The organism is Helicobacter cetorum MIT 00-7128, from assembly GCF_000259255.1.
Taxonomy (GTDB): Bacteria; Campylobacterota; Campylobacteria; order Campylobacterales; family Helicobacteraceae; genus Helicobacter; species Helicobacter cetorum_B.
On the sequence record NC_017737.1, the window covers coordinates 906,856 to 920,928 of the forward strand.

General features: G+C 34.1%; 3 protein-coding genes. 1 reads left to right on the plus strand and 2 read right to left on the minus strand.

The genetic code is table 11. The features are described 5' to 3' along the window. Positions 1 to 27: 27 nt before the first annotated feature. Positions 28 to 11,052, minus strand: coding sequence for an SNF2-related protein (locus tag HCW_RS04270; protein WP_419470988.1), 11,025 nt, complete (start codon positions 11,050 to 11,052; stop codon positions 28 to 30). A gap of 1,218 nt (positions 11,053 to 12,270) precedes the next feature. Here HCW_RS04270 and HCW_RS04275 point away from each other — a divergent pair. Next, the gene (locus tag HCW_RS04275; protein ID WP_014660992.1) at positions 12,271 to 13,569 is read left to right on the plus strand and encodes a hypothetical protein; all 1,299 of its coding nucleotides are present in this window, start codon (positions 12,271 to 12,273) and stop codon (positions 13,567 to 13,569) included. A gap of 106 nt (positions 13,570 to 13,675) precedes the next feature. On the opposite strand, the gene HCW_RS04280 is transcribed toward HCW_RS04275, so the two are convergent. Beyond that, on the minus strand, positions 13,676 to 14,071 hold the full coding sequence (locus tag HCW_RS04280; RefSeq protein WP_014660993.1) for a type II toxin-antitoxin system PemK/MazF family toxin: 396 nt from the start codon (positions 14,069 to 14,071) through the stop codon (positions 13,676 to 13,678). Between the last annotated feature and the right edge of the window lie 2 nt (positions 14,072 to 14,073).

The following is a 14,073-nucleotide window of genomic DNA, read 5'->3' on the forward strand; positions in this document are numbered from 1 at the left end:
TAGAAAGTGAGTGCAATTAGATATTTATTAGATTGTGAGATGTGATTCTTGGGAAGATTGCTTATTGGTGGGTGCAAATCTGTTATATGGCGCAGATACAATAGTTTTTTTATTTTGCTCTATTGCATTATCTGTTTCTAAGCACACTTCATTATTAGCATTATCTATTTTCTTAATTTCTTGTTCTTTGTTTTTAAGCTTATTTTCCTCTTGCTCCTTACTCTCACCCCCTAAACTCGCTTTCTTTTCAGCCTCCAAATTCTTTAACACTTCTTTAGACTTAGGGTTAAATACTGGCTTATACTCTCTGTCTTTACCCATTTTGGCTAAATCATCTATTAAGGTTCTATGGTCTAGTTTTAAAGCTTGTAAGTATTCTAAGCGTGGGTATTCTTCTTTTTGCTCTACTAATCTAGTGTATTTAGCGATATTTTCTTTGGTGTTTGTAATGGAATTTTCTAACTCTTTGATTTTCTCAGGGAGTTTTGTAATGGCATTGTCTAGCCTTTTTAAAAAGCCATCAAATTTAATCTCACCACAGAAATTATAAGAAGTGGCAAACACATTTTGATTTTTAAACACTAAATTCTCAGGGGTATAAGCAACCTTTAAATTATCCTTAGGACTAAGACTAAACTCTACTTGATACTTAGATTTAAAAGCACTCACTACAAAGCCCTTGTATTCTAAGACTTTATGCTCTTCATCTTCTTTATAAAACAAATTAACCATATCTGTAATAAACTGTTCTCTAATTTCATCTAGCATAATCTTGTTTTGTTCGGCTACTTGCTTGTTTTGTTTTTTGAGCTTTTTATGTTCTAGCTCTTCTTTCATGGTGGCATTTTCTTTTAAAGGCTCTACTTCCTTAACTTTAATTAGTTCGTAATCTTTGCTCGTTTCATTTCTTAAATCATAGAGTTTAATCTCTGTATTAGTGGGGATAATTACAGAGTTTTTTAACACTTCTAAGTCTTTTAATTCCTTATGTAAAAAATCTAGTTTAGAAGTATTGTTTTTCAAGCTCTCTTCATTGAAATAATACTCTTTATTAAAGGCTTTATATTTAGCCTCTTCGCTCTTAATAATTTGTCTAAGCTTGACTTCTTCAATGATTAAGGGATTACCAGTAGCCTCTGCTTTCATCTCACTCGCATTGCTACTTCCCATATTAAAGTCTTCTAATTCATTTAAGCCTAATTTATGGGCATTCCTAAATTGCTCTATGCCTTTAGATTTGGTCTCTATGATTTGCCACATTCTACTATCATAAGTTTTTTCAGTCGCATAGCGATAGATTTTCATGCTAAAGTTTTCAGGGTCTGCTTGATGTAAGAGATTACCTTGTCTAATCCCACGCCCCTCCATTTGCAACAACTCATCTGGTCGCCACGGACAATCTAATTCATGCATAGCCACTAATCTTTCTTGCACATTAGTGCCTACGCCCATTTTAGCTGGACTGCCTAGTAAAACCCTAACTTCGCCACGATTAACTCGTTTAAACAAATCTTGCTTTTGTTCTTCGCTTTTTGCATCATGGATAAAGGCGATTTCATTTTGGGGGATACCCATTTTGACTAAGTGCCTTAACACATCACTATAGACATCAAACTTACAATTCTTGGCTAGTTCTTCATCTAAATCAACACTCTTAGCCTTTTTCTCATCAAGCTCGTTTTCTAACTCTTTCTTGCTAGGAGTTATAAGTTTGCCATTTTCATCGTATTGCGAAAGGCTTTCTAGCAATTCTTGGGTTTCATCTATAGCTTTTTTGTTTTCTAGTTCGTTAGTGTTTTCTAAGAGATTAAGATACTTCTCATAATCCTTAGTATTCTCGCTTATGTCATGCAAGAGTTCATTTTCAAAATCATCTATGGAGTTTTCTTCTCTATACTCATTCAAACTCATTTCAAGGGGGAAAGTTCCAGCTTTAATTTGTTTGATATTGTCTAGGTGCATTTTAATGAAGTCATTTACAAAGTTGCTCTCTAAGTTAACCCCACTCCCATATCTATCACTAAATTGCTTTTGAATTTTTTCTTTAATCTCATTTAACGCTCCCAAAGAATAATCTACTTCTTCTAGACTCACTTTTTGAGAATGCACTTTAGGGGTAGATAGCCCTATAAAGCCAAGCTGTGTGCCTTTGACTTCATTAGTTTCTATATAGTTTTGATAGATATTTTCTGCCATAGCATAGCTTTTAGAAAACTCTTTTTCTACTTTAGCGCTTGGGTCAATCAATCTGTAATCTAAAGCCACTTTTCGTGCGTCTGTAGTGCATGAAAGGATATTGTCTTCGCCTTTTTTGTTTTTCTTGCCCTCGCATTTTTGCATTCTATCAATGATTGAGCCTTCGTTGTATTTGCCATTCTCATCAGCAATACCGATATATTGTGCGACTTCTTCACTTCTTGGCACAACCACATTGATAGGTTTTCCTCCATAAACCTTTGGCACAAAGTTAGGGTTATGCTTTAAAATATCATCGTTAGAGACAATATCAGCAAAAGCTCTATACATCGTGCTTAAACCTTGCACATCGCTAAACTTAGAAAAGCGGTTCACCATTTTGTAGCTTTGAGCTGAAGTGTCTAATTCAAAATCACTCACCACTTCCCCATAAGTCTTAGCCCAGTCATCAAAGTAATCTAATCCCCTTTCTTTTAAAATCTCAGGGGTTAAATAGCGTTGCAAGTGATACATTTCACTTAAGGAGTTAGCAATCGGTGTGCCTGTTAAAAACATCATCTTTTTATTGTTTTTATGCAAGTAGCGAGTTTTAATAAATAAGTCTCTAGCACGATTACTTCCTTGTTGATTACCAAGCCCTGCAATTTTTTCCATAGAAGTTTCAAAGGCTAGGTTTTTAAACAAATGCGCCTCATCAACAATTAAGTTGTCAATCCCCATTTGGCTAATATCAATGTGAGAGCCTTGCTTTTCTAAAATCTTGTCGTATTTATCATTGATTTTGTCTAGCTTGTTTTTATGTGCTTTTTCATTAGGTTTTTTAAACTCTTTCTTATTGGCTAAGTATTGTTTTTCTAGTCTTCTAAAGTTTTCTTCAGCTTTATTTAATTCTTCCTCCCTTAATTCTTCTACAATTTCTCTAGGATTAGACAATAATTCTAAATGACTATGAGCGATAATCACAGCGTCATAATTGTTATTAGCAATTTGGTTGTATAAAAGCTCTCTTTCATTTTCTGTAATGTCTTTACTATCTACCACTAAGACATTCGCATTAGGATAGGCTCTATAAAACTCATCGCCCCATTGTTTAGTCAAATGGTTTGGCACAGCAATGAGAGTTTTATTGACTAGCCCCATGCGTTTTTGCTCCATACAACTTGCAATGGCACACAAGGTCTTACCAGCGCCAACTTGGTGGTCTAAACACACCGCTCTATCTTGGATAGTTCTAAACACCGCATTCTTTTGGTGGGGTCTTAAAGTAATGTTAGAATTAAAGCCCTCTAATTCTAAATGCGTGCCATCATAGGTTTTTAAAACGGAGTTATTAAAAGTGTCATTATAGATTTGTTCTAAATGCGTTCGGCGCTCATAATCTTTGTAAATCCAGTCTTGAAAGGCTTCTTTTAATTCTTCTGCCTTACTTCTAGCAACATTGCTTAATTCTTCATCGGTTACTTGAATGGTCTTTTTAGGCTCTGTAGGATGGGGCTTCTCGTATTTAACACTCAAATCCTTATTGTTTAAGACTTTAGCTAATAGATGACTAAAAGGCACTTTATAATAAGAAGTATGGACTTTATCTCTTATGCCAAAGAGTTCATCTAATCCATTATTAAAACCATTTACTACTACTCTAAAAGTCCCTTGAAAATGATAGATGTTAATGTCTTTTTTTATGTTTTCTATTTGAGCGTCATTCATTTTGTAGCCATATTGCTTTTCATAATGATTGCTTGCTAATTCAACTAAAAACTCTTCTAAATATTTGGTAGGTATCCAAGGACTATTGATATTAGCCATAATCTCAGTAGCCTTTAAATCTTTAGGGATAATGCGTTCTAGGTCTTTTAAATTATTCTCTAGCCCTTCAACACCCCTTTCTATTGCCTCTTTGACTTCCTTTAATTGCTTTTTGACATTACCGCTTAGATAGTCATTGGCTAGAATGTAATCACCATTATCGCTATGGTCTTTATAGATAAGCTTTTGCTCTAATAACTCGTTTATGGTGGCCTCTAAGCTTTGGGTTTTAAAATTATCTCTTATGAAATGCAAGTCTAGTCTGCCCTTTTGATTTAGACTTGCTATCAAAGCCTCTTTAGCATTAGTGATAGAAAATTCTTTTTTAGGGTTTAAAGTCCTTTCAAAAAAGATTTGAGCCTTTTTAGCACTTGGTTTTCTTGGGGAAATGTTTTGAGCTTTGGCAGACTTAAGAGTGATTTCTTTTTCAAAGTCTTTTTCTAGTCCTAAGACTTTTGCCCCATACAAATCTTGTCTAATGTCTTTGCGGTTTTTATTTTCATTGAGATAGCCAAATTTTTTGACAAACCCCTCATAAACAGCATTGAGTTTAGCTCTCTTATTTTCTAGCTCTAAATCAGAACTTAGGGGGTTTAATTCGGCATTCGTTAAATCATTTAAAGCAACTTTTAATTTCAAATACTCAACAATCCTTTTTTCTTGGGTTTTGCCAGCAATTTTAGTTGGGGCTAAAAAAATAGCGTTTTCATTGTTTTGTTCTAGTTTGTAATAGCGATTATCAAATTTGACTAATTCGCCTACTTCTAAATCTTTGATGAGCCTTGAGACTTCTTTATAGCGTTCATCGTTTCTATCAATAATAAGAGCGTTAGTTTTTATGGTTTTCTTGTGGTATTGATAGACATTCTTAGGCAAGTTTTTAATGATTTTACTAATGGCGTTAGATAAATCTAAGTCTTTATTTTCTAAAACTTGTAACTCGTATTTGTAAATCCGTTTGCCATTAACTTCTTCACTATAGCGAGTTTTTTCTAAACTGAGATTACCTAGAATGTTTTGTGGGTGGTTAGTAAAGTATTCATTTAAGGTTTGTTCGTTTAAATCAATCTTATTTTCGCCAACTTTATCAATGAAATCTTTTATAGTTTGGTAGTCTTCTTCGCTATATCCAAAAGTAGAAGTGTCAATATTATAAAAGTCGCTCTGTTCGTTTTGTGGTTTTAAATTGAAATAATTAGCAAGAATATTGATAATATTTAGTTTGGCTCTATCAACCAAATTATCAAGCTTATTTTCTTGTAAAATTTCTATAGCTTTTGCATGGTAATTGTTTAAAGCTTTAATCAAATCTTCATAATAAAGCTTAGAGTGAGTGAAATCTTGATTGATTTCACTATTCACGCCCTTTTTAAAAAACACAATATCGCTTGTTACTTCTGCCCCTGTGCCTTTAAACACGCTATTAGGTAATCTTATCGCTCCTAAAAAGGTGGCTTGCTTGGCGATGTGTTCTCTCATTTTAGAATTTTTAGCGTCTAAAAACCAAGAACTCACCACAAACGCCCCTATACCATCCTCTTTTAATTCCTTGATAGCTTTGCCTAAGAAGTAATTATGGATACTTGCCCCACTTAATTCCATGTCATTAGAGCTATAAATTTTATGCTGTCCATAAGGGGGGTTACCGATAAAGGCATCATAATCTTGGTAAAAATCATAGTTTTGTAAGGCTTTGTTTTCTATTCTCTGATTAGGATAGAGAAATTGAGAAATCCCAGCACTAATGGGGTCTAATTCTGTGCCTACAAAGTGGTAGTTTTTATCACTTGGGGCATAAGCTAAAAACTTGCCTGTCCCACAGCTAGGTTCAAAGATTTCTTTTTTATTGTCATCATTATTAAACCCTAATTGCTCTAAACCTGCATAAATGCTATCAATGACTAATTTAGGAGTATAGTAAGCGTCTCTTGTGCTTAACAAGGCTTTTTCAAATTCTTGTTTAGTCAAAAGAGTTTTTAATTCTTGGTGTTCTTTAGGATTTTCTTGTTTAAAGTAGCTCTCAAGTCCGCCCCAACCACTAAACTGAGCTAAAATTTCTTTCTCTTCTTTAGTGGCATAGTAGTGCAAATCAGAGTTAATGTCCTGTAAGGCTTTTTCTCTAATTTGCAATTCTTTTAATAACTCAATGGCTTTGATGTTTGCCTTATAACGACTGACTTTTCCATTAATCAAAATTTCTTCGTTAGGTTTAAAATCAAGCTTAGGATTTTCTTGGACTTGTTGTGGAGTTTGCTCTTCTTTAGCATTTTCTGTGGCTTGTGGCTCTGTGCCATTTTTTTGCGTAATAGTTTCTTGAAACACTGCATTAAGCAATTCATTCTCGTTTTTAAAATTAGGAATTTCAGGGGGAGCTGGGTTGTAATTTTTAAGCAAACTCTCAAAAAGTGGAGTAGTTTGTAATCGGCTAGTTTGTGAGAGTTCTTGTGCGTTTGGCTCTTGTATAAAATTAGAGATTTCTTGGTTGCTATTTTCTGCAATAGGCTCTATAGTCTGTAGTTCTTGTGCGTTTGTCTTTGATGATAAAACTTCTGCGTTGGCAGAAAAGATAGCCTCACTTAGATTGACATAAGAGCTTAAATCTAATTCTTCATTAAAAAGGCGCTTAACATCTTTTAGTGTGTTTTCTGTTGTTCTAGGACCGATAACTAAATTATCGTATCTATCAGTGTTTTTTCTTAGATTGGCAATCTCTTTAGAAATGCTATTTTCAGTCAGTATAATCGTATCTTTCTTTTTAATATTCTCATAGACTTTTTGCTTAATTTCAGCTTTTAAGAGAATGTCATAAAATTCGCTTATTATCCCATAGTAATAACTACCACTATCAAGCTTTTCTTTTATATCCAAATAGAGTGGGTTCTCTAATGGTGAAAAAATAAAAGGGGTTTTCAAAGCCTCTTTTTTATCTAAAGTTGAAATGGTTTTATCATAGATAAGTCTTTGCTCATGTTCTTTTTGCATTTGAATGACTTCTTGCAAAAGCATTTTTTCATTATCGCTAAATTCAATATCTTTGAAATCTTGCTTTTTAAGATAAAAAGGCAAATCTTGCACTTTTGCTACAATTCTTGTATATCTCGCACTTTCAAGCCCATCTAAATCACTTAAACTTTCTTGCATAATATAAAAAAGTTCTTCTAACTTATTATCAGTATCTATTTTGAGACTATCTACTAATTCCTTTTTTTCTATGCTTTGAATTAAGAGTTCTAGCTTTTCACTCATGGTATAAAGTCTAAGATTAGAGATTTCTTGCTCATTTTGTTTTTCTAGGATAGGCTCTTGCTCTTGTGTTTTTTGAGAGCTTTCTAAATCTTTTAAAGTTCCCTCTAAAAGATTTTCAAATAAACCTATCACTTCTTTAGAGCTTATTTTCTCGCCCCATTCATCAATAAAAGTTTTAGTAGTAGGGTTTTCTAAGAGTTGTTTGCCTAAATGATGAGCGCTTAAAGTAGGGTTGGTTGAGATAGCTTGTATGAGCCTCTCTCTAAAATTAGGCTCACTCGCTATAGTGTTGTTTTTAATGCTGTGGAGTAAGCCTTGTAGGTTGTCTAAATTTGCCTGAAGTCTTGTTTTTTTATCCCTGCTTTCTCTAGCACTTTCCAATCCTCTTTCCACGCTTGGCTCTCTGTAATTCTGCTTATTAGTAGATAGTGATACTGATTGATTTGAGCCTCTTTGAGTAGCTCCATATCTGTCATCCCTTGCGCTCTCTTGATTTGAGATTGCATGCTGTCTAGGACTTCTAGTTCCATCTTGGTTTGATTCTCTATCGCTGTTGATATGCTCCCTAGAACTTCGTTCTCCATTGATTTCATCGTTTGTGGGAAATAATGCACCCATCTCTCTAGGATTAGATAGGCGTAGTAATCCAAGTCCCTCTTCTCTGTCATCTGCTCCATGAGATACCATATCGTTGCGTTGACCTGATTGACTAGGTTCTTGTTGCGATAAGGGTGGTGTTCTTCTCTCATCTTGGGATAAATCCCTCTCTTCTCTGCCTCCAACATCATTTTGATGTCCGCTTGTTTCTTCTCTTCTTTCAGTCTCATTTCCTCCTGTGCTGGTTCTATGACCATTTCTAGCCAAGTGGTCATTCTCCACATGCTGTCTAGGGGGTGTTCCCCTGGAAACAAGTCTTGGGTCGCTAGACTGAAGAATTCTTTCGCTTGTTGTTTCTCTAGGCTCATTATGTAGGGCAAGGTCTTTGTTTTGAATGTTTTGTTTGGGTATCTTCTCTTGAATGCGTTCGCCCATTTCCTTTTGAGTGCGTTCTTGCGTCTCTCTGGGTATCCGTATGGTATGTAAGTCTCTATGAACTTCTGCTCCATCTCGCTCAATCCTTGCATCATTGTTGTTTGCATTTTGCTCTCCTAAATTTTGTTGTTCTAATTCTAAACTAGCATTACTTAAACTTGGATTATTATTATCATTATTTTCAGTAATACTATTGTTAATAGATTGATTAGGCTCTATTGTATTATCAATAGTTTTATTATCCATAAGGCTATTTTCACTAATTAAATCCCCCACAATAACGCTAAGGCTTTGTGTGATTAAGGCATTAAATTCCTTGTTGTTATAGTAGAGATTTTCAAAATCCATACTCATATCTTTTTTAAAGTCATTTAACACCATCTCAGTAATGTCTATATTTCTCTTAAAGGTGTTGATAATGGCGTTATTAGATACAATGGCATTAAGCTTTTGATTAAACTCTTCTTTTAGAGTTTCTTTGTTTGGCTCATTGTTAATTAAATCTTGTAGTTGCTCTAAGGGGGTTTTACTAGCTTTGAATGGCTGGTTTAATGGATTATTTAAATCTATTAAATCTATGCCAAACTCTTTGTGAAACTTAGCACAAAACTCTCTCATAAGCGTTTCTAGTTTGTCTAGTTTAGTTTCTAGGCTCTGATGATACGCTCCATTCAAACGCACCGCATTTTTAAACTCATAGTATTCTTGCATAGTAGGAATGGTTATGATGTCTTTTGGGGTAGCTGGGTTGAGATTATCAGCCCCCATTACATCAAAATTGATTTCATAGAAATGATTTAAAAAAGGATTGTTTAAAGCACTTGCTTTTGCCTTTAGGGGTCTAAGTGAGCTTTCATCTCTTAAAGTATTTCTGTCTATTAAAAGGCTATTAAAATTACGCTTGCAAATATCAATATCCCATAACAAATCTTCTAAATTTTTAACAAACTCATTGCTTGTAGAAGGTGTGCCTAATTCCTTAGCTAGAAACTCTTTCATAGCACCATTAGGTTGATTGAGTATAGAAAGGCTATCTCTAGTTTGCAAGTTTTCTAAGCTTTGGTTGTAATGCTCTTTGAGTTTAGAAATCTCTTGGCGTTTTTTCTCTTGCTCTAGTAGGTTATTTTTAGCGTTTTGAATGCCTTTAGCCATTTGAGTGAGCTTAAACTCGCTTAAATTCTCTGGGTTCTCAAACATTTCCTTATAGAGATTATCCGCTTGAGTTTTGTAATCAACGCTGTAAAATTCTTTTTCTACTTGGTCTAATTCTTCAATAGCTGTTTTAATCTCATTTATCATAGGATTTGGGGGAGTAGAAAGCGTATTTTCTTGTGGGGTAGTGTTTTCAATAGGTCTGTTTAACTCTTGGGATAATTGGTAATTTTCTCTTACTTTTTCTTGGACACTATAAGCAATATCCATAAGCGTGTCATTAGGATTGATTTCATTATCAACAAACTGATTGATAGTTTCATTAGGAAATAAATCTAAAACATTATCAAAAACCTCAAATTCGGTGTTCGCTATTACATAAGGCTCTTTTTGAGCGTGATTTAATTCTAAAAATCTTAAATCTTTAGTATTTTTATCTATCTTTTCTAAGGCATTTGCGACTTTGTTTAACATGCTTTCTACATGTTCTAAAGACATGTTTTCATTCTTGATGTAGTGTTCAAGGGTTTTTTTAATAATGCCAACCATTCTGTCTTCTAAATCAGAAAGTCTTATATAGTTAAAGTCTTGGGTAGTTTGATAAAGGCTTGTTTGATAAACAAAAGGCATTACATTGTAACCTTCTGTTGAGTATTTATAAGGTTTATTTTGTTGGTAAGTTTCTTTTGCCTTTTGTAATTCTTGCTTACTAATCCCAAAAATCTCTAAATCACTAAAAAGACTTTGAGTAGATAGGGTTGGGTTGGGATTGTTTTGTTCTTTGAGAGTATTCTCAATAGAATGGTTAGTATGGTTTAACTCTGCATTATTTAGAGTATCATTATTCAATCCTAAGGTGTTTTCATTGGCATTTTCAAATGCTTGATAAAGGTCAAACTCCCTTAAATCTTCAAGGGTTTTTTGAATTTCTAGCTGGGCTAAAACGCTTTCTAAATGCCCTAAAGACAAGTCTTTGTTTGAAACATAGAGCATAAAGGCATTATCTAAAAGTTGTAGAATTTCTGCGCCATTATCTTTAGGGGCGTTGTTGTATAAAGTAGAGTTAATACTAAGTTTGATGAGTTCGCTTTGGTATTTTTCTTTCATTTGAGAAAACTTAAATCCTAAAGGATATTTTGCCTCTATCTCTTCATCACTCCTAGCAAAAAGCATAGCGTTTTGCTCTGCTTTTAAGTTTTTATAATCACTAAAAGTAGGGTTATTTTCTGTAGCATAGCGCTCTTTTAAATCTTGTAAGGCTTTTAAGTCAATAAAGTATGTTTCTAAAAGAGTTTGTTCTTTTGTTCTAGAATTTTCAAGGTCATTATTTTTGCTCTCCTTAGCTTGAATGATTGTTTCATTCAAGCTGATAAAATCATTGTAACGCTCTTTGTAAGCTTTTTCAAAATTGTCTATATCTCTTAGAATGTCTTCAAACGGCTTAATCTCTCTTTCTTTGATATTCCATTTGTCCCATTGACTACGCCCTTTGACATAAACCTTTTGATAGTATTCTTGTAACTCCATTTTAGCCTTAGATACTTCTTCTAAGCTTAGAAGTTTGCGTGGCGTTTTTCCATAAAAATCTTTCATCAATGAATAATCTAAATCATCTTGCATAGTCTCTTGTTCTTCTTTAGTCCAGCCTAAGATATGATTATTATGAGAGATAAACTCTTCAATTCTAGTGGCATTTTCAATGCTAAGGTTATTTTCTTTAGCAATAGAATTTCGTAGCAATTTGTATATTTTCCAAGAGAAACTAGGATAGGGTTCATGTTTATCTAGCCACGCACCATAACGAGTTGTTCTAGCATTATCTTCAATATTTCTTACAAAATCTTGCACTTTTTGAGCTAATTCAAATTCTAATGTTTTAATAGGGGTGTTAGGATTTTGAGTAGAGAGAATAGTATTAGAAGTGCTGGGTTCTAATATATCATTACTCATAGCATTGTCATTACCTTGAGTTTCAAAGGGCAATTTGTTACAGAGCTTAAAATACTCTTTGCTAGACATAGGGGGGACTATCTCTTTTACTAATTCATAATTGCTTGTTCTTTCTACTTCTGTGTAAACATCAGCAATATGGTCGTATTCTTTGGTGATTTCATTGCCATTTTCTAAGACTTTCTTGTGTGTTTCATAGTGGTGGGTTAGCTCTACTTCTAAACCTTGTTCTTTTAAATCTTCTAAGCTGTTTGTATAGGTTAGTCTTTCAGTTTCTTTGTCATTAAGTGCTTGATTAGTTTTTGTATCAATAAGCTTGTAGTTTTTAGTTACACGCTTTTTAAACCCCTCATTATTGATTTCATAATAGCGTGAGCTGTCTTTTACTTCACCATTAGCAAAGAAACTAACCTCTTCTGTGCTATTGTCATCATATTGGCGTTGTTCAGAGCTTAGATACTCCGCCCATTCAATAGGGTTTCTGTTAATCATGCTTAGCGTGTTGCTTTTAAACTTCACTTGATAATTAAGTGGCTCTTGTTCTTTGCTAGGCAATGTTGTGGTTGGCTCTAGTGTAATGTCAGTATTTTCTTGTTTATAGGGGCTAGTATTGATGACATCGCCATCATCTAAGATACTGAATAAGTTGGGTTGTTCTCTTAATTCGTTTAACTTCTTTTTACTAGGTTTATATGCCATTACCATATCCTTAATATTTAAAATAGTCTTAAATATTGTAGGATTTTTCAAAAATTAAACAATACCCATAACTCATCGGCTGTAAGCTCGTAATTTAGGGTTCTGTAGCGTTTGGTTTATGGGTCTTGTTTAAAAAAGTTAATTAGGTTAAACTTTATGTAAGGAAAATCTGGTGAAAGGACTAATGCTATGAAAAAATTAACTCTTTTTTCTTGTCTTTCTATGAGTGTTGTTAGTGCTATGGGAATTACTTGGGTCTATAATCCTACTTCTAATATCAAACAGGCACAAATGCTAACGAGCATGTCTAAAAGGATTGACCAAGGCACAGTGATGATTAAAAAATACACCACTATGATTGAAAAAGCCCAAGCTACTATCAATCAATTAAATCGTGTCAATAGTGTGTTAAATCAGACTCAATCCTTTTTGACTGGGAGCGCTATCAATATCGCAAATCCCATGCAAGTGATTGAAAACACCAAATACATCTTGGAAAATATGCAACAAAATGCTGAAAACATTAAAGAGAGTGTGTCTCAATACAACGCTAAACAAGCCTTACAAGGCAGGTATTTAGCTAGTCAATGCCCTTGGTTAGATTATTCTAAGGTTGTGGCTAAGGCTAAGAATTTGCCCTTTGTTAAAACAGGCAAGCAAAATACCGCAGTTTTTAAGAGTGCGAGAAATTTTGCGGATAGTTTGTCTTATAATCTAACTAGTCAAACTGATAGCATGATGGGGACTTTAAGTGGTAGGGCGTATGCCTTAGAGATTTGCAAACAAAATAAGAACCAACAACTAGCCTTGCAAATTAGAGAGCAAGAAATCCAAGCCAAGACCGCCCTTTTAAACAATGATTTGCAAGCTTACCAACAATATAAAGCCATTCAAGCAAAACTTTCCGCTCAACTAGAAGCCAATATCCAAGCCGAACTTTTTGCAAGAAGTGTGCCTTTAATCAACAGACAAATCCAGCAGTTAGAAAGCTTAGGGGTAGAGGATATGAAATATCAAGGCAAATTTTGTAAAAAGATAGTGGGCGATAATGGTAAGACTACATGTTATCCTATGAAATATAGTGTAGAAAGGCTTAATAGTGAATTGCTTAATTATAAGGCAGAATTAGCCAAAGAACTTCAAAAAGCAGGCACAAACAAGAGCACACAAGCTCAAGTCTATGCCAACATGAAACAAAAATTTGAAATGCTTACCATTGACTATATCAAGGACATTGCAAGCAATCTCACTTTTTTAAATGAAACGATGAGCTTAATTTCTAGCATGTTGGCTAGAGACTATCAAGAGCAACATGGCTATGTGAATAATGTTAAGCCCGTAACAGAACAGAACGCACAAATGCAGAGATTAAACAATCAGTTGAGTCAAGCCTATCAAGCAAGCCTTAATCAATATGGTTTCCCTAATTCTAAAGCTCAAAGTAGCTCTAGCAGTGCTAGTAATAGCTCTAAATTGAAGATTGAATAAGAAAGTTTAGAAAGTTTGTAGTATAATAGTAAGCGTAACCCATTGAGTTGGGCGAGAGCTTACCTTTAAGGTTAAGTTACCCTACCTTGTAGTAGGGAGTATTTTCTTATATGATTTCTTCTTTTATTCTTTCTTTTAGACTTTTTAAAACTTCACTTGATACTTCAGCGAGTTTGTTGCGCCTACGCCTAATATCAAACACTCTTATTTGGTGCAATAAAGCAATTTGCTCTGTATGGTTGCTGTCTATAAAAGAATAATGATAAAGGCGTGCTTTTTTATGTGTTTTACTGCTTAAGGGAATACCTAGAAAAAGAGATTTAGAAATTTTTCTCACTACTAAGACAGGTCTTACAAAGTCGTTAGACTTTCCATAGACTTCATAACCTATGTTATAGCCAATGCTAACCCAATAAATACTCCCAGCCACTATAGTGCGTCTAGGGGGCTTAGTATTGATTTGTTTCTTTTGTTCGTTCCATTTGTCAAAGGGTGTATTCATAC